Annotated in this window: 19 protein-coding genes; 9 read left to right on the forward strand and 10 right to left on the reverse strand. The window is 64.8% G+C overall.

Translation table 11 applies throughout. The annotated features are described in order from the left end of the window. Positions 1-7: 7 nt before the first annotated feature. Complete coding sequence (locus CH293_RS00795) at positions 8-1,558, reverse strand: PucR family transcriptional regulator (RefSeq protein WP_255122640.1); 1,551 nt, start codon at positions 1,556-1,558, stop codon at positions 8-10. A 169-nt stretch (positions 1,559-1,727) separates the two neighbouring features. Here CH293_RS00795 and CH293_RS00800 point away from each other — a divergent pair, with 169 nt between their 5' ends. Together CH293_RS00800 and CH293_RS00805 are read left to right on the forward strand one after the other, a co-directional pair. Further along, complete coding sequence (locus CH293_RS00800; RefSeq protein WP_094719076.1) at positions 1,728-2,543, forward strand: FAD binding domain-containing protein; 816 nt, start codon at positions 1,728-1,730, stop codon at positions 2,541-2,543. After that, positions 2,537-5,242 carry a molybdopterin cofactor-binding domain-containing protein gene (locus CH293_RS00805; protein WP_094719077.1) on the forward strand — a complete coding sequence of 902 codons (2,706 nt, stop codon included), beginning with the start codon at positions 2,537-2,539 and terminating at the stop codon, positions 5,240-5,242. Before CH293_RS00800 ends, CH293_RS00805 begins: the two co-directional genes overlap by 7 nt. Here CH293_RS00805 and CH293_RS00810 read toward each other — a convergent pair. Then, positions 5,191-6,279: a lysylphosphatidylglycerol synthase domain-containing protein gene (locus tag CH293_RS00810; protein WP_037111211.1), complete on the reverse strand. Its 1,089-nt coding sequence runs from the start codon at positions 6,277-6,279 to the stop codon at positions 5,191-5,193. The two genes, CH293_RS00805 and CH293_RS00810, sit on opposite strands and share 52 nt — an antisense overlap. Further along, positions 6,276-6,713, reverse strand: coding sequence for an Lrp/AsnC family transcriptional regulator (locus CH293_RS00815; protein WP_037111212.1), 438 nt, complete (start codon positions 6,711-6,713; stop codon positions 6,276-6,278). Before CH293_RS00815 ends, CH293_RS00810 begins: the two co-directional genes overlap by 4 nt. 76 nt (positions 6,714-6,789) lie before the next feature. Here CH293_RS00815 and CH293_RS00820 point away from each other — a divergent pair, with 76 nt between their 5' ends. Then, positions 6,790-7,821, forward strand: a complete 1,032-nt coding sequence (locus tag CH293_RS00820) for an acyl-CoA dehydrogenase family protein (RefSeq protein ID WP_094719078.1) — start codon at positions 6,790-6,792, stop codon at positions 7,819-7,821. Between the two features lie 3 nt (positions 7,822-7,824). Here CH293_RS00820 and CH293_RS00825 read toward each other — a convergent pair whose 3' ends face one another. Together CH293_RS00825 and CH293_RS00830 are read right to left on the reverse strand one after the other, a co-directional pair. Next, positions 7,825-8,535, reverse strand: coding sequence for a CPBP family intramembrane glutamic endopeptidase (locus CH293_RS00825; protein ID WP_094626504.1), 711 nt, complete (start codon positions 8,533-8,535; stop codon positions 7,825-7,827). Further along, entirely contained in the window at positions 8,535-9,737 is a 1,203-nt protein-coding gene (locus CH293_RS00830; RefSeq protein ID WP_037111215.1) for an NAD(P)H-binding protein, read from the reverse strand. The genes CH293_RS00825 and CH293_RS00830 overlap by 1 nt, the downstream gene beginning before the upstream one ends. Before the next feature lie 111 nt (positions 9,738-9,848). Between CH293_RS00830 and CH293_RS00835 the strand changes: the two genes are divergently transcribed. Next, entirely contained in the window at positions 9,849-10,448 is a 600-nt protein-coding gene (locus tag CH293_RS00835) for a hypothetical protein (RefSeq protein WP_019666178.1), read from the forward strand. Between the two features lie 36 nt (positions 10,449-10,484). Here CH293_RS00835 and CH293_RS00840 read toward each other — a convergent pair whose 3' ends face one another. Continuing rightward, on the reverse strand, positions 10,485-11,618 hold the full coding sequence (locus tag CH293_RS00840; protein ID WP_037142780.1) for an acyl-CoA dehydrogenase family protein: 1,134 nt from the start codon (positions 11,616-11,618) through the stop codon (positions 10,485-10,487). A gap of 284 nt (positions 11,619-11,902) precedes the next feature. Here CH293_RS00840 and CH293_RS00845 point away from each other — a divergent pair, with 284 nt between their 5' ends. Both CH293_RS00845 and CH293_RS00850 read left to right on the forward strand, forming a co-directional pair. After that, a complete protein-coding gene (locus CH293_RS00845) occupies positions 11,903-13,132 on the forward strand; it encodes a pyridoxal phosphate-dependent aminotransferase family protein (protein WP_170945119.1) in 1,230 nt (409 codons plus the stop codon). Then, the gene (locus CH293_RS00850; RefSeq protein ID WP_094719080.1) at positions 13,129-14,670 is read left to right on the forward strand and encodes an NAD-dependent epimerase/dehydratase family protein; all 1,542 of its coding nucleotides are present in this window, start codon (positions 13,129-13,131) and stop codon (positions 14,668-14,670) included. Before CH293_RS00845 ends, CH293_RS00850 begins: the two co-directional genes overlap by 4 nt. On the opposite strand, the gene CH293_RS00855 is transcribed toward CH293_RS00850, so the two are convergent. Then, the gene (locus tag CH293_RS00855; RefSeq protein WP_255122641.1) at positions 14,606-15,124 is read right to left on the reverse strand and encodes a DUF1992 domain-containing protein; all 519 of its coding nucleotides are present in this window, start codon (positions 15,122-15,124) and stop codon (positions 14,606-14,608) included. The genes CH293_RS00850 and CH293_RS00855 overlap by 65 nt on opposite strands. A 139-nt stretch (positions 15,125-15,263) precedes the next feature. Between CH293_RS00855 and CH293_RS00860 the strand changes: the two genes are divergently transcribed. Continuing rightward, positions 15,264-15,899, forward strand: a complete 636-nt coding sequence (locus tag CH293_RS00860) for a hypothetical protein (protein WP_037111222.1) — start codon at positions 15,264-15,266, stop codon at positions 15,897-15,899. A gap of 72 nt (positions 15,900-15,971) precedes the next feature. On the opposite strand, the gene CH293_RS00865 is transcribed toward CH293_RS00860, so the two are convergent. The 3 genes from CH293_RS00865 to CH293_RS00875 form a co-directional block, all read right to left on the reverse strand. After that, a complete protein-coding gene (locus CH293_RS00865; RefSeq protein ID WP_037111223.1) occupies positions 15,972-17,549 on the reverse strand; it encodes a flotillin family protein in 1,578 nt (525 codons plus the stop codon). A 61-nt stretch (positions 17,550-17,610) separates the two neighbouring features. Then, complete coding sequence (locus CH293_RS00870; RefSeq protein ID WP_255122645.1) at positions 17,611-18,126, reverse strand: hypothetical protein; 516 nt, start codon at positions 18,124-18,126, stop codon at positions 17,611-17,613. Positions 18,127-18,383: 257 nt separating this feature from the next. Next, entirely contained in the window at positions 18,384-18,635 is a 252-nt protein-coding gene (locus CH293_RS00875) for a hypothetical protein (protein ID WP_019666186.1), read from the reverse strand. A 74-nt stretch (positions 18,636-18,709) separates the two neighbouring features. On the opposite strand from CH293_RS00875, the gene CH293_RS00880 reads away from it, so the two are divergent. Beyond that, complete coding sequence (locus CH293_RS00880; protein ID WP_094719083.1) at positions 18,710-23,251, forward strand: ATP-dependent helicase; 4,542 nt, start codon at positions 18,710-18,712, stop codon at positions 23,249-23,251. Between the two features lies 1 nt (position 23,252). After that, positions 23,253-24,035 (forward strand): DNA-formamidopyrimidine glycosylase family protein, encoded by a 783-nt coding sequence (locus tag CH293_RS00885; protein WP_037111226.1) that lies wholly within the window; start codon positions 23,253-23,255, stop codon positions 24,033-24,035. The last annotated feature ends 6 nt before the right edge of the window (positions 24,036-24,041 follow it).

The raw sequence follows: 24,041 nt of genomic DNA on the forward strand, positions 1-24,041 counted from the left end.
GACGATTCTAGGTGTGCGGCGGTGCCACCGATTGCAGTGCCAGGTAGACGTCGACGCGGTCCACCGTGGACCCCATATCGCGGCCGAGCAGTTCTTCTACACGCTTGATCCGGTAGCGGACGGTGTTGAGATGGACGTGAAGCACATCGGCTGTCTTGTTCCACGACCCGCCCTGGGCCAGGAATTCGCGCAGGGTGTCGAGAAGTCCCGAGTCGCCGTCGTAGCGCAGCACCGGACCGAGGACACGCTCGGCGTACTCGCGTCGGACACGGTCGGGAAGAATCGACACCAGCGACACCGCCGAGTCCAGATCGCCCGCGGCGACGACAGCGACCTGTTTCTCACTCGCCCTCGCCACGTCCGACGCGTGACGAGCGGAATGAATCGCTCCTTCGAGTGCCGAGCCCGTCACCTCGGAACTGACGCCGACCACGAGCCTGCTCCTCCCGATCCCCGCAGCCAGCCTGCGCAGTCTCGTCCGCAGAACGGGCACGATGTCGACGGCTTTGGTTGTCACGATCCCGACGATGTCACCGCGGCTGCCGCCACCGACGCATCCACCGCCGAAGGACGTCAGAGTGTCCGACAGAACGGTCCTGAGCAGTTCGTGCATGTCACCTCGACCGACGAAGACCGCACTGATCACGACGAGTGGTTGTTCGGGATCGACGCCGGCTTGGCGAAGCCGTACGAGCGTCTCGGATGTGGACCAGTCCTCTTCCAGCAATCGCACGGCCTGGTCGGCGATTTCGCGTCGCACGAGGCGGCCTTCCTCCCTGCGAGCGCGATCGAGAGCGGCGATCGACGCGAGCTGGCCGAAGGCGTCGGAGATCGCCGGCCCGAAGGTCCGGTAGTCACCGGAGACGGCGAGAAACCAGCGCATTGCTCTGGTGGACAGCGCCGCACCGACACCGAAGATGCTGTGGACGCGGCCTCCTGCGAGGGTGACCGTCGCGGGCAGGCTGTCGGCGGACAGGGCGCAGCGGGTCAGCGCATCGACGTCCTCGTCGGAGAAGGGGGTCGCTTCGACGACGAGTCGACGCCCGGTCGCGGTGAAGATCGAGCACTGCATTCCGGTCTCGCGTGTGGTGTGGACGGCCAGCTCGTCGAGGGCACGGCCGTCGGCGACAGCCGTCAGGAGCTGCCGTTGTCGCATGAGCGAGGTGTTCAACGCGGCAATCCTGTCGCCCGACACCCGGTCGACGAGGAACTCCGTCAGATCGCCGAACGACACCGATGCCGGTACGGCGAGCAGTGGAAGTCCGTGCCGCTCGCACGCGTCGACGAGGTCGACCGGAACGTGGCCGAGCAACCCCTCGCCGGCGGCCAATGCCACAGCGCCCGAGTCGAACACTGCCCGAACGAACGCGTCCGAATCCTCGGGCGCTCGGCGCCACACGAGTCCGGTGATGACCAACTCGCCGCCCGCGATGTAGCGAGACGGGTCCGGTAGATCGGTCGTGAACGTCCATTTGACGGTTCGCTCGTACGCCGCCGTGTCCGTGGTCAGCATGCGGATGCCGAACTCCGGAACCGCGAGCAGGTCTTTGACCTGCATGTTCACCTCCGATGTTCCCCGGCTTTGTAGGAACGGACAATATCCGCGGAGTGTTTCGGTCGCGTTTCGGTCGTATCGCATCAGTACGCCGCCGTCGTAACAGATGTTCACTAGAGTTCGCATCAGGTCACGCAGGCTCCGCTCCTGCGGCACAGGAAGGCGGTGACGGATGGACCTGGGAACGATTGCCGACGTGGTGATTCCACGCATGCGGTCCGATGTTCCTCCCGGCCGCGACGACACTGCGGTCATTGCCGGTGGAACCTGGTTGATGTCGGAGAAACAGGACCATCTGACGCGTCTGGTCGACATCACCGGTCTGGGTTGGCCGCCGCTCGTGGTGAACGACGCCGGATTGACCGTCGCGGCGACCTGCACGATCGAGACACTTGCGTCGGCGAGCGTCGAGCGGGACTGGCCGGCGACCGGGTTGTTCGCCCAGTGTGCGACAGCATTGCTGGCGTCGTTCAAGATCTGGAAGGTCGCCACCGTCGGAGGCAACATCTGTCTCTCTCTGCCCGCGGGTGCGATGATCTCACTCGCGACGGCTCTGGACGGCGTCGCGACGGTCTGGGCGGACGACGGTTCCGAGTACACCGTCCCGGTGGTCGACATGGTGACCGGGCCCCACGAGAACGCCCTGCGGGTGGGCGACGTGCTGCGCAGCGTTCGCTTCACCGCCGAGTCGCTTTCCGCGACAACCGCTTTCCGGAAAGTCGCCCTCTCCCCGCTCGGACGCTCCGCGACGGTGGTCATCGGGCGTCGCGATGCCGACGAACAGTTCGTCATCAGCGTGACGGCCGCGACGAGACGCCCGTACGTACTTCGCTTTCCCGGGCTGCCGAGCCAGGACGAGTTGAGAGGAACTCTCGCCGCGAGTATTCCCGACACTGCCTGGTACGACGACCCCCACGGAGCGCCGGATTGGCGTCGACACATCACGATCGGCTCGGCTGCGGAGATTCTGGAGGAACTGACGTGCTAGTCGGCATCAACGGAACACCCACCGAATGTTCCCCTCGCCCAGGACAATGCCTGCGCACCATGTTGCGTGATCACGCGCATTTCGAGGTCAAGAAGGGGTGCGACGCCGGGGATTGCGGCGCCTGTTCGGTGCTTGTCGACGGAGTGCCGGTGCATTCCTGTATCTTCCCGGCGTTTCGTGCCGCCGATCGACAAGTGACCACCGTCGCGGGGCTGGGCACTCCCGAGGACCTGCATCCTGTCCAGCGACGATTCGTCGATGCGGGCGGCTTCCAATGCGGTTTCTGCACAGCGGGCATGGTGGTCACGGCGTCGACGCTCGACGAAGGAGTGGATCTGCCCCGCGACGATCTCGCGCAGAAGCTCAAGGGCAACCTGTGCCGCTGCACCGGGTATCGCAGCATCGCCGACGCGGTGCACGGCGTCGTGAACACCGAGAAGGTCACCGACGGTCCGTCGTCGGGTCGGTCACTGTCTGCTCCTGCAGCGACGCGAATCGTCACCGGAACCGAGGAATACACACTCGACATCACGCCGACCGGGCTTCTGCACGCCAGTGTTCTGGGCAGCCCACATCCGCACGCCCGAGTGGTATCGATCGACACGTCGGCGGCCGAGGCGCTACCCGGAGTCAGACTGGTTTTGACCTCCGCGGACAGCCCGGACCGGCTGTTCTCCACCGCCCGTCACGAGCAGCGGACGGACGACCCGGACGACACTCGTGTGATCGACACGGTGATGCGTTTCAAGGGGCAACGCGTCGCCGTGGTCGTCGGAGAGACCCTGGCCGATGCCGAGGCAGGGTGCCGAGCGCTCGAGGTGGAGTACGAGGTCCTGCCAGCGGTGTTCGATCCTGAGGAAGCCTCGCTACCCGGGGCGCCGCTCGTGCATGCGGACAAGGGGCAGGAGTCGAGGATCGCGGACCCGTCGCGCAATCTCGTTGCCGAACTGCACGGTGGAATCGGCGACGTCGACGCTGCCGTCGCCGATGCCGATGCCGTCGTCACCGGCCGATTCACCACACAACGAATCCAGCACGTTCATCTCGAGACGCACGGCACGATCGGATGGATCGACGACGCCGGGCGCCTGACATTGCGGACGAGCACGCAGGTCCCGTTCCTGGTGCGCAACGAAATCTGCGAGATCTTCGGTCTTCGCCCCGACCGCGTCCGGGTGTTCACCGCCCGCGTCGGCGGTGGATTCGGCGGGAAGCAGGAATTGCTGACCGAGGACATCGTTGCACTCGCAGTGTTGAGAACGGGCTCGCCCGTCCAGTTCGAGTTCACCCGCGGCGACGAGTTCACCGTCTCACCGTGCCGTCACCCGTTCCAGGTCGACGTCACGGTGGCAGGCACGGCCGACGGCGTCCTGACCGCGCTGGCGGTCGACGTGATGACCGACGCAGGGGCCTACGGAAACCACTCCCCCGGCGTCATGTTCCACGGGTGCGGAGAATCGGTCGCCGTCTATCGATGCGCCAACAAGCGTGTCGACGCGAAGTCCGTGTACACCAACAACATTCCGTCCGGCGCGTTTCGTGGGTACGGGCTGGGCCAGGTGATCTTCGCGGTCGAGTCCGCCATCGACGATCTGGCACGCGAGCTGGACATCGATCCCTTCGAGTTCCGACGCCGCAACGTCGTGGTGCCGGGTGATCCCCTCGTGGCCGCGCATGTCGAGGGAGACGATCTGATGTTCGGAAGCTACGGCCTGGACCAGTGTCTCGACCTCGCCGAGCGCGCGTTGAGGGAGGGCAACGGTGTCGGAGCTCCACCGGGATGGAAGGTCGGCGAGGGAATGGCGATCGCGATGATCGCAACAATCCCGCCGCGTGGACACTTCGCGGAGGTCACCGTATCGCTCGGTCACGACGGAACTTACGAGATCGGCATCGGCACAGCAGAGTTCGGCAATGGGACGACTACGGTGCACACGCAGATCGCCGCGACGGAACTCGCCACGTCTCCCGACCGGATCGTCGTCCGGCAGTCCGACACCGATTCCGCGACATACGACACGGGTGCCTTCGGATCGGCCGGGACCGTCGTGGCGGGCAAAGCGCTCCTGGCAGCGGTCAGGCTCCTCTCCGAACGCATCAGCGACGTTGCTGCGTCGGCGTTCGGCGTCGCGCCGAAGACATGCATCCTCGGGCCGGAGGGTGTGCACTGCGCGGATCGCTTCATGTCCTTGTCCGGTGTCCTCGCCGCAGCGGGCGGGACACTGACGGCGTCGGGTGACAGTGGCGGCGTCCCCCGCTCGTTGGCGTTCAACGTCCACGCCTTCCGCGTCGCAGTCGAGGAGAGCACCGGCACCGTCCGCATCCTGCAATCGATCCAGAGCGCCGACGCAGGCACCGTCATGAATCCCCAACAGTGCCGTGGCCAGGTCGAAGGCGGCGTGGCTCAGGGCATCGGTTCGGCGTTGTACGAGGAGATCCAGACCGACGGGGCGGGCACGGTCGTCACCGATTCCATTCGCAGCTACCACGTCCCGCAATTCGCCGACATCCCTCCGACCGAGGTGTACTTCGCCGACACGTACGACCAGCTCGGCCCGTTCGGCGCCAAGTCGATGAGCGAATCACCGTACAACCCGGTCGCCCCGGCGCTGGCGAATGCAATCAAGGATGCGATCGGATCACGGCTTCATGCCCTTCCGCTCTCCTCGGATCGGGTCTGGCGCTCACTCGACGGCTGAGAACGGGGCGTCTGGAAGACCTTCCAGTTCGTCGTCAGCCGCCAGTAGAGGTAGGAGACAAGGCCGATGGGAATGGGAAGGAACCACGTCGCGAATCGGAACACCAACACGGCCGCAACGAGTTCCGCCTGCTGACCGGTGGACAACCCGACCCCGAGCACGGCGATCAACGCGGCCTCGGCGACGCCGAGGCCACCCGGCGTCGGGGCAACGAACGCTGCGAGCGACATCGCCCCGAACGCCACGAAGATTCTGTCCCACCCGATGTCGTCGTGCTCTAGACCGGCCATCCGAACCGACACACCGAGCACTGTCGCGCCGAGCACCTGCGTCAGTACCATCGTGGCCGTCAGCGACCTCCAGGACGTCCGAACTTCGGCGAGTAGGTCGGCGCGGAAGTGCGCGATCTGCTCCTCCATGTCCCGAGCCTGGATTCTGGTGATGCGCTTGGCTATGGCACCGCGCATCCGTGTGAGCAGCCGGCCGAGGGCACGAGCAAATCGATCGCTCGTCAGGATGCATCCGATCGATGCGCAGATGGCCGTCACGACCACGCACGCGCCGACGGCAATCCACACCACCGACCCGGACACCGAGCCGAACACGACGAGTACGACGAGCGCGATCGCCATGACTCCGTAGCGCGAAAGGTTGGTCCACAACCCCACGGCGAGAATCGAGGTAGTGCTCGCGGCGAGCGTGAACCCCCACGATCGATACATCGCAAACGTCAATCCCGTTGCGACGGTGCCACCTTCGGGGACAGTGTTGGCGAGCGCCGACGACGCGGTTCGCGCTACCCCGGCACGCGGCAGGTCGAGCCCCGGGAGAGTGTAGGTCATGGGCTTGAACATCGATGCGAGGTAGACGAGACCGAGACCGGAGACGACGAGAACGTGGGTGAGGGAGATGGATCCGATGGCGTCGGACACTGCACCGGAGTTACCGACGGTCCGGTAGAGGAGCCACATCACCAGTCCGACCACTCCGTACGACAGGACGGCGGAGACAACCTTGCGCACTCCCGACCGCGTCATCGGTCGTAGAACGTCTGCAGAATTATGGTGCTGCGGGTACGAACGTTCGCGGTCGCTCGAATGTCCTGAAGCAGATGTTCGAGTGCACGCGGTGACGAGGTTCGCACCAACAGGACGTAGCTTTCCTCACCGGCGACCGAGTGACACGACTCGATGGCGGTGATGTGCCGGAGGCGGGCAGGCGCGTCGTCGGGCTGCGCCGGATCGATGGGGGTGATCGCAACGAACGCAGACAGCGGTCGCCCCAACGCTTCCGAGTCGACCTGTGCGGTGTAGCCACGAATGACTCGTCTCGATTCCAGACGGCGCACACGCGATTGCACCGCCGACACCGACAGGCTTGCCTTCTCGGCCAGAGTCGCAAGGGTCGCGCGGCCGTCTGCGACGAGTTCGTCGATGATCAACCGGTCGATCCGGTCGAGGTTTTCACTCACCTGCGCAATGTAGCCCAGAACGCCCGGTTTCGGCGGAGTGGACTACAGGAAATCCGCACCGGGAGCGAGCTAGGATGTGTCCGTGTCGTCCTGGCCGGAACGTGCTCGAGAACTCGCCGATTCGGTACTGTTCCCTGCCGCCGACTCCGTCGACGTCGACGGTGAGATCCCCTCCAGCCATTTCGACATCTTGGCGGCGGAGGGCTTCTACGGGCTCGCATCCGACCGCGGTGAACCGCTGGGGCCGGACGAATTGCCGCTCGTCGTCGAAACCCTCTGCGCCGGTTGCCTGGCAACCACCTTCACCTGGATGCAGCACAACGGCGTCGTCATGTCGCTCTCGCACACGAGCAACACGTCGTTGCGCACGCGGTATCTCGACGGCGTGATCGATGGATCCATCAAGGCGGGTGTTGCCTTCGCAGGCGCGACACCTCGGCCGCCCAAGCTGTATGCGCGCCGAACCGACACCGGCTACGTGCTGGACGGACACGCGCCGTTCGTCACGGGATGGGGCATAGTCGACATCCTTCAGGTCTCCGCGCGCGACGAGTTCGACGATTCCATCGTGCACCTCGTCATCCCCGCCACGGATGCGGCCGGTATCGAGGTCGAACGCCTGACGCTGATCGCCGTCGACGCGAGCAACACGGTCCGGTTGCTGTTCGACGGCGTCGAGGTGCACGATTCTCAGGTCGTGTCCGTCGTGACGGACGAGGAATTTCAGTCCGGACAGATTTACGGGTCGTACCTCAACGGGTGCATGGCAATGGGTGTTGCTCGGCGCGCCATCACTCAGATGGACGACATCGGAACCGATACCTCGTCGTTTCGTCTGTCCCATTCCCGGCGCCGCGCTGCGTTCGACGACGCCCTCGCCGGCAGGTACGACATGTTCGCGGCGCGGGCGGAAGCGTCGGAACTGGCGATGCGGGCGGCGGCGGCGCTGGTGACCGCCACCGGTTCGGGAGCAATCGTCGGGCACGGCACGCCGGAGCGTCTGATGCGGGAGGCTACGTTCACTCTCGTCGGCGCGGGACGGCCCCGGATCAAAGCCGAACTACTCCAGACCCTGCGGAGTGACCCAGCCGGCAGGAGCGGACGGTAGCGGTCAGACGAAGAGTGGGGGTAGAGCGAACACCATCACCGTCGACCAAGCGACGTGAGTCAGCATCGGCGCCAGGATGCCGCCGGAGGACCGGCGCTGGAGCGCCAGCACGAATCCGAGGGTGATAGCGGCGAACGCGAGCATCGGGTTGCCGCTGGCGAGGGTGACGACCGTGTAGACGAGCGTCGAGATCAGAACCGGCTTGCGGCGTCCGATCGCAGCGAAAAGTGCGCCTCGGAAGAAAATCTCCTCGGCTACACCGTTGAGAAGCGTGATGAACACGATCAGACCCATCGACCCCATCGTTGCGTGCGCCAGCACGTTGGCGACGAAGTCCGCGAGAGGCGGAATCTGGCGAACGACGAGCCCACCGACGACGAACACACCGCCGGCAGCAAGGCCGATGAGTATCGGTGTGATGATCGGCCGACGCATGGAGCCGTTGAACGTGATGCGTCCGAGGTGGAGCGGGCCGGAGACGAATCCGCCGATGATCCACGTTGCCGCCAGCGCGATCGTCAGCGGGTAGAAGGCGTTGTCCCCCGGGCTCACCGACAGAGACACACCGAGAAGAACTGCTCCGACGACGAGTGTGACGCCGACGACGATGCGTCGGCGAAGGAAAGCGCGATCGGACTGCCGGTGATCACGGTCGACCTTGTCCACGAGCGCGGACTTCATCACGTCGACCACCGTGGTCTGCCACGTCGCCATCAAGCCTCCTCGTCCCCGCCGTGTTCGTCGTTCGATCCCCCGCGCACGCGTCGTATCACCGATCTCGCGCGTTCCGAAACACCGCCGACGACGTCGAGGTTGGTGCGCACCACCGCTGCCACCGGCCACGAGTACAGCATTTTGCGTGCACCGAGGGCTTCGAGCAGGCTCCACGTCTCGTCGGACGACGCTGCGACGCCGTAGCGGCGGATTCCGATTGCGTCGCCGCCGCTCCAGACCGCGTCGGTGTGTGCGAGCCGGAGCGGATCCTTGGACGCACGAACTCCCGGCGGCTCACCGACGGTGCCGAGAACACTGCGACGCATTGCTTCGTCGATAGTGGTCCGACCGCCCTCCTTCTCCCCCACGAGATCGACGATCCGACTTTCGGTCGCCGTCATCGTGTTGTGAAGGGAATGAACGAGGTCCTCGGCCAGGGCATCGGGCACGGGGATGATCTTCCCGATGACACGACCTGCGAGGCCGGTGGGGACGCCGGGAGCGGACACGCCGATCCGCGTCAGGCCGGCCGCGTCGACGTAGGCGAACAGCAGGTCTCGGTAGGGCACCACGTCGGGCCCGCCGATGTCGTATGCGCCCGCGGGCACCTCCTGCCTGGAAGCCAACAGGTAGAACAGGACGTCGTCGACGGCGATGGGCTGCACGGGCCGATTCAGCCAGCTCGGTAGCGGCAACACCAGCAGGCGATCGGCGAGATAGCGCAGCATCTCGTAGGACGTCGAGCCTGCGCCGAGGACGATCGCGGCCTTGAGCCACACCACCTCCACGCCGTCGACGTCGAGTGCTTCGCCGACATCGGCGCGGCTTCCGAGGTGCTCGGACAGCGCTTCGCCTTCCGGAGCGAAACCGCCGAGATAGACGATTCTCCTCACACCGGCCGCTGCCGCCGCTTCGGCGAACTGCCCCGCCGAACGCAGGTCCTGGGCTCGGTAGTCTTCCTGGCCGATGGCGTGCACCAGGTAGTACGCGGTATCGATGTCGCCGGCGGCGTCGAAGGCGTCGGCCAGCGAGCTCGTGTCACCCGCATCGAGCGCCACCGTCTCCACCTCGGCTCGCCAGTCGAAGCGATCGAGGCTTTCCGGCCGACGAGACGCAGCCACGACGGTGTCGCCGTCGTCGAGCAACGCGGCGACCAGACGCGAACCGATGTACCCACTTGCCCCCGTCACGAGAACTCTCATGCTCGCCAAGGCTAACCGGCTCGCGACAGTTGTGCCGAAGGTGTGCTCGGCGCCGCATTGTCGGCCGCGGTGTGCGTCGGTGGACGAACGCGGTGTGGCATTGTTTGACACATGGCGTTGGTGCTCGCAGGCGTGCGGCTTCCCGATCCTGCCGGCGGCCTCGTCGCTGCGAGGATCGGACTCGACGTAGTGCGATACGGGGTGCGGTGGACCCGGGACACAGCTGTCTTCGCACTCGGGCTTCCCGGCCGCATCGAGGCGCTTCTCGACGAGGTGACAGCGCTGATGGCCCGAATCGACGCCGTCGTCGACGCTGCCGAGCTCGTCGTCGCCGAGGCTGCGACGACCACCCGCTCGGCGGAAGGTGTGGTCGATTCCGCATCCAAGGCGTCGGTGACCGCACTGCAGCTGGTCGAACTGTTCGACCCGATAGCGCAGCGCTCCGCGCCGTTCGCGAAGAAATTCGTCGACCACCTCGACGAGAACGAGGTCGATGCGGCCATCGCCATGGTCGACCAACTCCCCGGACTCGTCGAGCACATGGAAGCGGTCATACCCATCCTGGCAACCCTCGATTCCGTCGCACCGGAGATCCACGAATTGCTCGGCGTGACAAAGGATGTCCGTCGCGCAGTGATCGGCATACCCGGGTTCAAATTCTTCCGCAACCGAGGCCAGGATCGACTGGACGAGGAAGAAGGCCGCGACTGATCGTCCGCGACCCTCCTCGACTCGATCACTCCGGGACTACTTGACGAACGCGAACTCGTCACCACCGTGGTACTTCGCGAGGGTCTCGGAGATGGACCGCCTGGACGGCGGGTGAAACGCGTAGGCCTGCAACGCAGCTGCGAGGTACCCGATGTCGGGCGAGGTGATGAATCCGATTCCGCCGAGGGATTCCATCGCTGTCGAACTCGCCCGAACCAGCGCATCTCGAATAGCTATGCGGCAGAACAGCAGTCGCGCGGAGATGTCCTGGCCCCGTTCACCGTCGTCGACGGCACGTGCCACGCTCTCGATAGCCGCGATGCTGTTCTCGATCTCCGCCGCAGCTCGGGTGTAACCCTCGTAGTCACCTTTGTCCTGCGCAAGCATCTTCTCCAGCAGCATCGTCGCAGCGCCGAGGTAGTTGGCGCTGATCAACATTCCGAACCACAGGTACCCGGTCATCTCGTGGACGCCGTCCGGGTCGTCGTCGCTGTTGAGTAGCACCAGGTCCGCCGGTACCTCGACATCGCGGAGAACGACCTCGTCGCTCTGCGAGCCTTCGAGGAACGGTGTCTCCCAGAACTTCGTGACGGACACTCCGTCGAGCGACGCGGGGATCAAGGCAACTGCGCGTTCGCCGTCCTTCGCGCCGACACCTTCGACCTCGACGCTGGCCGTCAACAGATCCATCGAACCGGACAGGCTGCAGGGCTTCTTGCTTCCGTTGATCACGTACACGTCGCCGACACGCTTCGCCTTCATCGTGGGAATGAAGACGCTGCCCCCCGGGGTGCCTTCCGAGAACCCCGACGCGATCACGGCCTTCTGCTCGATGAGCGATTTCATCAGCGCACGATCTTCTTCGCTGGCTCCCGTGGCGAACTCGTTGAGCGACGCGATCGACAGATGGTGCATGGTCGTCGCCGCTCCGAGCGACGGCGATCTCGATCCGATCGCCCGCTGTGCGCGCACGGCGTCGAGCGCGGAGGCGCCGCTACCGCCCAGCTCCGTGGGAACGATGAGCGAGGTGCCGCCGAACTCCTTGAATTTGGCGATTGCTTCGCCGTCCCTGCTTTCGAGGTCTTTCAGTGGCGTGCGGTCCAGATAATCCAGTAAACCCGGAATGTATTGTTCCAGAATTTCGCGTTCTCGAACCATCAATGCAGTCATGACTCTCCCTAACAATTTGAAATTCGCATGGCAGACAAAGGTGAATCGAATTCGCAACCTCGTGCTCACTACCCACCGTTCTACCAGGCAAAACATCCAAGAGTAGGTAAACTTCCCTCCTTTTCGAAACTGGGCGACGAGTTTGTTATGGCCTCCCACCTGGAGTAATGAAAATTTGTTTGATTCGAACCAATCCTGCCCATCCCATGGAGCCGAATCACAATTCGCGACCATCGTTCGACGACCGACTCCAAACCCACCCTGTGTCAGGAGAACCTGCAGCGATGACCGTCAACCGATTGATCAAACGACTCGACGGCGACGACCGAGTCGACCTCCTTCGCGCCGTGCGCGAATCCGACGTGAGCCCGTACTTCCGCGTCATGGAGTCCGCCACCGCACCCATCGTCCAGGTGGAAGGCAAGGACAAGATCATGCTGGGCTCCAACAATTACCTGGGGCTCGCCGACCACCCGGACATCACGCAGGGCGCGCAGGACGCACTCGACACCTTCGGCTCCGCCATCACCGGCAGTCGACTGCTCAACGGCACCATGGACATTCACCTGGAGCTCGAGAACGAGATCAAGGAATGGCACGGCACCGAGGACGCGATGGTGTTCACCACCGGTTACCAGACGAACCTCGGAACGATCGCCGCCGTCGTGGGTAAGGGCGACGTGATCGTGGTCGACTCTGCCGCACATGCGTCCATCCGCGACGGAAGTCAACTGTCCGGAGCAACCATTCGCAAATTCGCTCACAACGACATGGCCGACCTCGAACTCCAATTGCAGGGGCCTGTCGTCGGCGACGGTGCCGTCCTGGTCATCGTCGACGGCCTGTACTCGATGGAAGGTGACCTGGCGCCTCTGGACCAGGTGACAGCACTGTGCACGAAGTACGGTGCTGCGCTGATGGTCGACGAGGCCCACAGCCTCGGCATCTACGGCGAAAGCCTCACCGGCGCGGCGGAATTGTTCGGCACGGCAGGCGACACCGACATCAGAATGGCGTCTCTGTCCAAGAGCCCCAGCTCCACCGGGGGCTTCATCGCAGGATCCCACGACCTCCTCGACAGTCTTCGAATACATGCGAGAGCATTCCTGTTCACGACATCGGGCGTGCCCGCCGCAGTCGGCGCGTCCCTCGCGTCGATCAAGCTCATCAGGAGCGAGGAAGGCCGTCAGCGAGCGCGTCGGGTGTTGGAACACGCCGAATCCTTGCGCAGTGGACTCGCTGCCGAAGGACTCGACGTCGGCGCCAGGTCCCCGATACCGGGAGGAGACACCGCGTCACCGATCGTCTCGCTGCACATCGGGGACGACCTCACCGCAATGAATCTGTGGCGTCAACTGTTCGACAAGGGTGTCTTCACCTCGGCGGCCCTACATCCGGCGGTCCCCCGCAACGGTGCGCTGCTCCGACTCTGCGTGATGGCCTCCCACACCGACGAACAGATCCGAACCGCCATCGCCACCATCGCGGAGACGGTCGCGGAGTTGCCCTCGTGACCCTTCGCATCGCCGTCACGGGCGCAACGAGCGATTTCGCCGCAGCGATCCTGCCTTCCCTGCTCGCCGACGACGACGTCGACTCCGTGGTCGGGATCGCCCGGCGTCCGCTCCGAATGCAGCATTCCAAACTCGAATCGGTACGTGCCGACATACGGTCACCCCGACTCGAAGAAGTTTTTCGAGGCTGCGACGTCGTCATCCATCTGGCCTTCGTCGTCGAAGAATTACGCGACAAGACCGAGACACACGACATCAACCAACGTGGCTCACGGAACGTTCTCGATTCCGCGTACGCCGCAGGGGTGGGCAGGCTCGTGATCACCTCGAGCATCAATGCGTACGGTGCGGACATTCACGACAAGCCCCTCGACGAAAGTCACTACCCCGCCGGCGATCCCGACAGGTATTACTTCCACGACAAAGCAGAGGTGGAGCACTACGCGGAGTGGTGGCTCCGCCGCCACCCCGGCGAGATGGCTGTATCCATGTTGCGACCGACGTACATCATCGGTCCCGACTTCGCCAACGACGGCATCGATCAGTTCACCGGCCGGGTCGGTGCATTCCCACAGGCGGACCGGGCCAGCTACCAGTTCCTGCACCAGAACGACCTGGCCGACGCCTTCCACCGCGCCGCCAAGCAGGACCTGATCGGCCCCTACAACGTGGGCCCACGCGACTGGACGCCGGTCCGCGAACTTGCGCGTATGCAGGGCCAGATCCTGTTCGACGTGCCCGAGAAACCTGCCGTGGCGGCTGCGAATCTCGCATTCCGACTCGGACTCACCCCGTTCTCTGGTCAGTGGGTCACTGCGGGCGAGCCCGTCGTGGACTCCACTGCGCTGAGCGAGAAGACTGGCTGGACACCCACTCTCACCTCACGCGAGTGCGCCGCCGTCATGGTCCTGTTGCAGGGCAAGCCGATTCTGGGCGCCGAGCACGCCCTGACCAGCCAGAACGCCTGCGAGGCAGCACTGGAACCGGCATCGAGGTTCGTCGGCACCGTCGGCGGTGAGCACGTGTCGATCACAACGACCTCGGGTCGGCTTCACATCGAACTGCACCGAGGCTCGGCACAGGGACCGACGGTTGTCGTGCCCGTGCGCCCTGGACTGCATGCCCGCTATCTGACACCTGTCGCCCAGGAACTCGCCCACGCCGGCATCACCACCGTCCTGCTCGACCTACCAGGTCACGGGCTCAGCACGGGGCCGCGAGGACGCGTCACTGCCGCGGAATTCGACGACGCCGTCGCCAACGCAGCCGACTACGCGCGACTGAACTTCGGATCGACCGTCACCGTCGTCGACATCGGAGATCACACGCCCGCACCGAAGCAGACGTTGCGCAGACTCCGGCGGCACCACCCCGTCAATCCCGCCGACGGACTACTTCCCCGTCGTGTACGCGCCCACGACCTCCGCGGGCGTACCAAGACCCGAACAACCACCGCGACATCCGTCGACGAGGTCATCGATCTCGTCGGTGGAGCAGCCGAACCCACCAGCTCACGCGCCCACTCCTCGGTACGGTAGATCTGCCGGGGCCGCTCGCCGTCCGCGACGACAATGCCTCGCGTGCCTCGGCATCCGCCGCGGCCCGGTTGCGCTTCCACTGCGTCACCCAGTCCTCGACGTCGACCGGGCCGATCGGCACCAGCGGCGGCGATGGCATACGGATCCACGCCACGACACGCGCATTGAGGTCCTGCAACGCTTCTCGAACCGACGACTCCTCACGCAGCTCGATCAACGTGGTCGGAAGTTTCTCGATCTCCTTGCGCAACTGCAGAGACTCGGGCAGCAATGCGTCCGTCGACAGGTTCTCCCGCTTCAGAAACCCTTTCACCCACCACAGATCGTCGTGAGCCGAACTGGGCAACGGTTTACCCGCCCCCTCGAGATTCTCGAACTCGCCGCGCTCCTGCGCCTCGCGGATCTGTCGGTCCACGAAGGACTCGAACGTCACCCCTGGTTTCTTCCGTTCCACCACTGCTGCACCGCCGTTCCTCCGCTGAACATCCTCACTGCCGGAAACGCCCGTATTCCGCTAGGGTACTCACGTCGATCCGGGCCGACGCCGTCGTCGACCTCAGGGGGATCGTTCACTTCGGACCACGGGGAGTCTCATGAAGTTCGCTCGACTTGCACGAACAACGGTGACAGCTGTCATCGCCGTCTCTGCGCTGGCGGTCGCCACGGGCACTGCGCATGCGGAGCCTGCACCACTGGTGACGGGCACCGATCAGGGCATCGCCTACAGCACCACCACCACCGAGGACGGCAAGGCCGTGACGACGATCCTCGACACCGGATCCTTCCGACTCGACGCGACATCGGAGACCGTCGAGGTCCTCGACGCCGCCGGCACGTCCGTCGCGACGATCCCGCTCGCCTACCGGGTCGGTGAACAGGAGTTCTCCATCGCGCCTCTCATCGGAGTCGACGACCGCGAATTGACGCTCACGCCCGCAACGGATCCAGCGCTCGCCACCCCGGTGGCTCGGTCGGTCCTGCCCGTCACCGACGTCAACTCGCAGGCACGCTTTCTCGACGAACTGAACAAGGCATCGTTCGGCGCCGGGGTCAGCGCCGCCATCGGTGCCGGCATCGGACTTGTCATCGGCTGCGTCGTCGGCGTGTTCGTCGGGTGCATCCCCGGTGTCCTCGTCGGCGCCGCCGCAGGTGGAGTGATCGGCCTGATCAACACCGGAGGTTACCCGCTGCAGTCGGCCGCGTTCGACTACTTCACCGGCAGGCCCTGAGCCGCTGCAGCTGCACCGAGTCACCACGCGAAGGGCCCCACGGCAGTGAAGTCCGTGGGGCCCTTCGTCGTGTCAGCTGATCGGTTCGGAGTGCGCCACCCCGTTCGAGGTGGCCTTGTCCTCGTCCAGGTCGTCGCTTCCTGCCGAATTGTTCTTGCCGTCGAGGTTGTTGAGCAGACCGGTGACGTTCACGCCCGAACTTTCCAGCGTCTCGATCACGCCTGCGATGACCTGCGGGCTGATGCCGAGCACTGAACCGATGGATCCCTTCGCGCCGTCGGCGCCGCCGATGATCGAGATGCGGTCGATGTCGCCCACCGGCTTCGCTGCTGCCGCCGTCGCCTCGACGAGCGCAGCCAGCACGTCCGGGAGCGTGAGCAACCGGGCTGCTTGCGGCGTGTAGGAATTGAGCGCCTCGGCGATCTGACGCTTACCAGCCGCTTCCGCTTCCAGCTTGGCCCGCAGACCGTCGGCCTCTGCTTGCTGCTCGGCGCGCAATGCATCCGCCGCCACCTTGCGGCCTTCTGCCTCTGCTTCCAGTTTCGCCCGCAGACCGTCGGCGTCTGCCTGCTGCTCGGACCGCACGGCATCTGCGACGAGTTTGCGCGAATCCGCTTGTGCCGCTCCTGACTGACGCGCCGATTCGGCTTGTGCTTCCGCACGCAGAATTGCAGCTCGACGCTCACCTTCGGCCCTCGCGATCGCGGCCTGACGTTCGGCTTCGGCGGGCGCGATGACGTCCGCCTGCAGTGCCGCTTCCGACTGCTGCGAGCGACGCCGTTCCACCTCGGTACGTGCCTCGACCCGTGCGGCTTCGGCCTGTTCCCGCGCAATGCCGACTGCTTTCGCCGCGGTGGCCTGCGCGAGCGGGCCAGCCTGGTCCGCCTCGGCGTTCTCCGCTTCGGTCTGCGCACGGAGGCGTGCCAACTCGACGTCACGACGCTGATTCGCGGTCGCGATGGCCGTGTCGGCTTCGGCCTGCGCCACCGAACCTTCCTGACGTGCCTTGGCCGAACGAATCTGGGCGTCGCGCTCGGCATCCGCAGTTCCGACCGCTGCGTCACGCTTGACCTCGGCGATACGACGCTGTCCGAGAGATTCGAGATAGCCGTTCTTGTCGGAAATCCCGGCGATCTTGATGACGTCGACTTCCATGCCGATGCGCGCGAGATCGTTCCCGGCCTCGTCGATGACACTGCGCGCCAACGTGTCACGGTTGGAGTTCAGATCCTCGACGGTCATCGTCGCGGTGATACCTCGCAAGCTACCGGCGAGAATGTCGTTGATCTGACGCTGCAGTTCCGTCAGGTCGGACGTCAGGAAGCGTTGCACCGCAGTCTGAACCGCTTCGTCGGCCGAGCCGATACGCACCAGGCCCACTGCTTCCACGTTGACCGGGACACCGTCGTTGGACAGTGCGTTCTGCAGGTTGATGCTGATGTTGAACGGTTCCAGGGACATGATGTCCACGCGTTCGATGCCCGGCACCTTGAAGCGGGCACCACCGCGCACCACCTTGGGCTTGCCTCGACCGGTGAACACCGCGACCTCGTTGGGCGGAACCTTGATGTAGTTCTTGACGTACACCGTCGGCAGCACGACGAAGACGATCAGCGCGACGATCGCCGCGATCACGATTGTTGTCAGCATGTATCAGTTCCCCTCACGAACTCTTTGTAGTCGAAAGCCCCCACCGTGCAGGTCTTTCCGATCATCGACCGTCCACGACGTCGTCGACGGCCACGACGTGGAGATAGGTGTCGTCCACATCGGCGATGTAGACGGTGACACCTCGCAGAAGTGCTACCTTGCCCGAACTGACAGCCCGTGCGCCGACGCGATTGCCTTCACCGTCCGCGAACGACACCTCGCCCCATCCGTCCGCCGTGACGTCCAGCGTGACGGTGCCGAGCAGCCCGATGTACGACGCTCGCCCGATGTGCGAATTGTCCTGCTGCCGAATCATGTACGGAACGAACAGCCCTCGCGTCACGATCACGAGACCCGCCGCCACCGCGATGCCGACGAGAGCTGCAATCGGATCGGGTAGTTCGGTGAGCGCCGAAATCCATCCTGCCGCGCCGAAACCGAACAGCGCCGTCGCGATCGTCGTCAGCGACAGGAACGGCACACCGTCGCCGTGACTGTCACCGAGATCCGAGTACTCGCCGACGGTGAACGTTCCGACCAGTCCGACGACGCCCACGACGAAACACACGATGAACACGGTCAACAATTGAAGAACTCCACTCCCCGAGTCGGTCCAACGAATACTAAAGGCAATCGTGCCGTAACGGGGGAATCGGTCTCGTATCGTGACCTGACGGCGAGGGTGGCCGCACGTGGACACAACACCGCCGTGTGTTCACAACCGTCATGACGGTTGTGAACACACGGCGGTGTTGTGAGGACGCTGTGTGGTTGGGAGAACGCTGTGTAGTTGTGAGAACGCTGTGTGGTGGCCGACGTGGCCCGAGTGAGCGGTCAGCCGTACTCGGCGACGAGCCGATCGAATTCGTCGCGGTCCACCAGTTGGGGCTCGCCGATCGCGAAGGCCTGCGCGTACTTGCTGGCCAGGTGGTAATCACGGCCGAGTGGGCCCCGCTCACCGTCCTCGTCGTCGCGTTGAATGCTGGAACCCGGCGGGACTTCGTTCTGCAGGCCGTTCGTCTTCTCACCGAGACGAGCGTCGAGCTTTGCGGAAATCTTCTGCATGATCTCTTGGTCGTCGGTCATCGGTATCCCGTACCCACGAGACGACGGTCCTACACCTGTGATTGTTTGTCGGTACCTCGGGGCATCATGGTGGGATGGCCGGCAAGAAAACTAACGCGCAGCAGGTGGACCCGGCGCTGGCCAAGTTCTCTCCCGCCACTCAGGAGTGGTTCACCGGCGCATTCGACGCCCCCACGTCGGCACAGGCTGGTGCATGGGAGGCCATTTCCAGTGGTCGGCACACTCTGGTCGTCGCTCCCACCGGTTCGGGTAAGACCCTGTCCGCGTTCCTCTGGTCCATCGATCGACTCACGGTCCGTGAGGTGCCCGCGGAGCGGAAGACGACAGTTCTGTACATCTCGCCGCTCAAAGCGTTGGCGGTCGACGTCGAGAGAAACCTCCGCGCACCACTCGTCGGGGTGACGCAGACGGCCAAACGACTCGGCCTCGAACCACCGGACATCTCGGTCGGAGTCCGCTCCGGCGACACCAGTCAGGCAGATCGTCGGGCCATGCTGAAGACTCCCCCGGACATCTTGATCACGACCCCGGAGTCTTTGTTCCTGATGCTCACCTCCGCGGCCAGGGAATCGCTCGACTCGGTCGAGACGGTCATCGTCGACGAGGTCCATGCGGTGGCCGGCAGCAAACGTGGCTCGCACCTCGCACTGTCCCTGGAGCGCCTGGATCTGCTGCTCGGCACACCCGCGCAACGGATCGGGCTGTCGGCGACGGTGCGACCCCACGAGGAGGTGGGACGGTTCCTCACCGGCGCAGCCCCCATCGAGATCGTTGCTCCCCCGTCACCGAAGACGTTCGATCTCACGGTTCAGGTCCCGGTCGAGGACATGACGGAACTGGGTGTCGTGGAGACAGCGGAAGGTGATGCCTCGGCTGCGCCGCAGCACGGATCGATCTGGCCGCACGTCGAGGAGAAGGTCGTGGACTTGGTTCTCGACCACAAGTCGTGCATCGTGTTCGCCAATTCCCGACGCCTGGCCGAGCGTCTCACCGCTCGTCTCAACGAGATCTATGCCGAACGTCTCGGCGACGGGGTCGACACCGCCCACGGCCCCGCGTCGCTCATCGGTAGCTCCAGCGACGTGGGCCACGGTGCCGAACCACTGCTGGCGCGCGCACATCACGGCAGCGTGAGCAAGGATCAGCGCGCCCTCATCGAGGACGATCTGAAGACCGGACGCCTGCGATGCGTCGTGGCGACCAGCAGCCTCGAGCTCGGAATCGACATGGGCGCGGTCGATCTGGTCATCCAGGTCGAAGCACCGCCCTCGGTCGCGAGCGGTCTGCAGCGCGTGGGGCGTGCAGGCCACCAGGTAGGTGAGATCTCCAAGGGAGTGCTGTTCCCCAAGCACCGAACCGACTTGATTCATTGCGCGGTGACGGTCGAGCGGATGACGACGGGCAAGATCGAGGCTTTGTTCGTTCCTGCGAATCCGCTGGACATTCTGGCCCAGCAGACGGTGGCAGCGTGCGCGCTCGAGCCCATCGATGCTCACGACTGGTACGACGCGGTGCGTCGGACCGGGAGCTTCGCAACACTGCCCAGGTCTGCGTACGAGTCGACCCTCGACCTGTTGTCCGGTCGGTACCCGTCGGACGAGTTCGCCGAACTTCGCCCTCGCCTCGTGTGGGACCGTGACGCGAACACGCTGACGGGCAGGCCGGGTGCACAACGCCTCGCGGTCACTTCCGGTGGCTCCATCCCGGACCGTGGGTTGTTCACGGTGTACATGGTGGGTGAAAAAGCCTCGCGTGTCGGCGAACTCGACGAAGAGATGGTGTACGAGTCTCGCGTCGGGGACGTGTTCGCGCTCGGCGCGACCAGTTGGCGGATAGAAGAGATCACACATGATCGGGTACTCGTCAGCCCTGCGTACGGTCAACCCGGACGACTGCCGTTCTGGCACGGCGACGGACTCGGGCGTCCCGCCGAGCTGGGCCGCGCCCTGGGCGAGTTCCTGCGTAGTACGTCCGAGCGAGAAAATCTCGAACAGCGTCTCGCCGGTGACGGCCTCGACCCCAACGCCGTGACCAATCTCGTTGCATTGCTGGACGATCAGAAGGAAGCGACCGGTCAGTTGCCCACCGACCGAACGATGATCGTGGAGCGGTTCCGGGACGAGCTCGGAGACTGGCGTCTGGTGCTGCACTCGACCTACGGGCAGCAAGTGCACGCACCGTGGGCGCTGGCGATCGGAGCACGGCTGATCGAGAGATACGGAATCGACGCGGCACCCACTGCGTCCGACGACGGCATCATCGTCCGGCTCCCCGATACCGAGGACACGCCGCCCGGCGCGGATCTGTTCGTGTTCGAGAAAGACGAGATCGCCGACGTCGTCACCGAGCAGGTCGGTGGATCGGCGCTCTTCGCATCACGCTTCCGCGAATGCGCCGCTCGTGCACTGTTGCTCCCGCGCCGTAATCCCGGCAAACGCGCACCGCTGTGGCAGCAACGGCAACGGTCGGCGCAACTGCTCGATGTAGCGCGGAAGTACCCGACGTTCCCCATTCTGCTCGAGACGGTCCGTGAGTGCCTGCAGGACGTCTACGACCTGCCTGCGCTCGAGGACATCCTCGCGCAGATCGGCCGGCGCCAGATTCGCATCGTCGAGATCGAGACCCCTACCCCGTCACCGTTCGCGAACTCGTTGCTGTTCAACTACGTCGGCGCGTTCATGTACGAGGGCGACAGCCCCCTCGCGGAACGCCGTGCCCAAGCTCTGTCGCTCGACTCGACGCTGCTCGCGGAACTGCTCGGACGTGTCGAGCTGCGTGAGCTTCTGGATCAGGCCGTCATCGAGACGACGGAACTGGAGCTGCAGCGCCTCGCCGAGGACCGTCATGCCAAGGACATCGAGGGTGTCGCAGACCTCGTCAGGATGCTCGGGCCGCTGACCACCGACGAGGTGGCTGCCCGAACGGACGGCGAGGAATCGCCGATGTGGTTGGCGGAGTTGGTCTCCGCCAAGCGCGCCATGGAGGTCACGTTCGCCGGCACGTCCTGGTGGGTGGCTATCGAGGACGCCAGCAGGCTGCGCGATGCACTCGGTGTGCCCCTTCCCATCGGGACGCCCGCAGCGTTCATCGAACCGGTCGACGACCCCCTGACCGACCTGGTCAGCCGGTATGCGCGCACCCACGGCCCGTTCTCCGTCGACGACCTCGCCGAGAGGTTCGGCCTTGGAATCGCTGTCGCTCGAGCATCTCTGGCGGGCCTCGCCGCCGACAAGCGGATCATCGAAGGTGAGTTCCGTCCGGACAGATCAGGGTCGGAGTGGTGCGACGCCGAGGTCCTGCGTCGCTTGCGTCGGCGATCCCTCGCCGCGGCCCGGCAGGAAGTCGAACCCGTCGCCACCGCCACGCTCGGACGTTTCCTGCCCGCCTGGCAACACGTGCAGAGCAGGCAGCTGTCCGGCATAGACGGTGTCGCGACGGTCGTCGAACAGTTGGCCGGAGTACCCATTCCCGCGTCGGCGTGGGAGTCGCTGGTCCTGTCGTCCCGTGTTCGGGACTATTCACCCGCGATGCTCGACGAATTGACCTCGACCGGTGAGGTTCTGTGGTCCGGCCACGGGTCGATCACGTCCAAGGACGGATGGGTGTGCCTGCACATGGCGGACACCGCTCCCCTCACCTTGGCCCCTCCTGCGGAATCGGATCTTTCCGAACTGCAGATCTCGGTTCTCGACGCCGTCGCGGCCGGTGGCGCGTACTTCTTCCGGCAACTCTCCGACACCGTCGGAAGCACGGACGACGACAGTCTGCACGCGGCGCTCTGGGAGTTGGTGTGGGCGGGTCGAATCGGTAACGACACGTTCGCGCCGCTGCGGGCACTGCTCAACTCGACGACACGAGCAGCCCCGAGCCATCGCTCCCCACGGAGGACCCCACGGTTGCGGTCGTACCGACGGTTCGAGCGGCCGTCGTTACCGACCCGCACCGGTCCGCCCACTGCGGGCGGCCGGTGGTCCCGCATCCCCGAAATCGAACCCGATGCGACCGTTCGAGCGCACGCCACCGCGGACGTTCTGCTCGAGCGATACGGCGTCGTCACTCGAGGTGCGGTCATGAACGAAGGTGTGCCCGGGGGATTCGCGACGATGTACAAGGTGCTGACCACGTTCGAGGACTCCGGCCGTAGCAGGCGCGGTTACTTCGTGGACACCCTCGGTGGTGCTCAGTTCTCGACGTCCGAGGTGGTGGACCGACTGCGCAGTTACGAGGAGCGAGAAAAGACAGGCGCGCTGGTGCTCGCCGCCTGCGACCCTGCCAACCCGTACGGCGCGGCCCTGACATGGCCCAAACGGGACACAGGAGAAGATGGACCGGGCCATCGCCCTGGTCGCAAAGCAGGTGCGCTGGTCGTTCTGCACGAGGGCGAGCTAGCGTTGTACGTCGAGCGCGGTGGCAAAACCGTTCTCACTTTCTCCGACGACGATGCGGTGACAGCAGCCGCCGCGGGTGCGCTCGCCGGGGTCGTCAAACGCGGCGGGGTGGACAAATTGCTCGTCGAACGTGTCGACGGGCAGGATATCCATGGCACCGGCTTCTCCCGAATGCTGACCGAAGCAGGTTTTTCCGCCACACCTCGTGGCCTACGGCTGAGGAACTGACGTGCCCGAAGGCGATACCGTCTACCGGTCGGCCAACAGATTGCGCGCTGCACTGGAAGGCAAGGAACTCACCGGTTGCGACATCCGTGTTCCGCGCTACGCCACAGTCGATTTCACCGGACAGACTGTGCACTCGGTGCAGTCACGAGGTAAGCACCTGCTGATCGGGGTCGACGACCATTGGATCCACAGTCACCTCAAGATGGAGGGAACCTGGCAGGTCTACGAATCGGGCCAGCGGTGGCGTCGTCCGGCGTTTCAAGCTCGCATCATCCTGACCACCGATCGATCACAGGCCGTCGGCTTCGAACTGGGTGTGCTCGATATCGTCGAAGACGCGAACGACGCCGTCGGGTACCTCGGGCCGGATCTCCTCGGACCGGATTGGGACGCTGCGCTGGCCGTACGGAACCTGGAATCGGATCCCGAACGCCCCATCGGGCTCGCTCTCCTCGACCAACGCAACCTGGCCGGGCTCGGCAACGTCTACCGCAACGAAATCTGTTTTCTTCGCGGCGTCGATCCGCGCACACCAGTGAAGGACGCAGGCAGCATCGCCAAATTCGTCGACCTCTCCTTCCGCACCATCATGGCCAACAAGGACCGCAACCAACGGGTCACCACCGGTGACCGCCGAGCGGGGCGCCACTTCTGGGTGTACGGACGAGAGAACAAGCCGTGCAGACGATGCAGCACCACCGTCGAATTCGGGTTGTTGGGAGACAATCCGCTCGAGGAGCGCCAGATCTATTCGTGCCCGTATTGCCAGCCTCGTCCCAGCTGATCCACA

It is taken from the genome of Rhodococcus sp. 14-2470-1b (genome assembly GCF_002259415.1).
Taxonomy (GTDB): domain Bacteria; phylum Actinomycetota; class Actinomycetes; order Mycobacteriales; family Mycobacteriaceae; genus Rhodococcoides.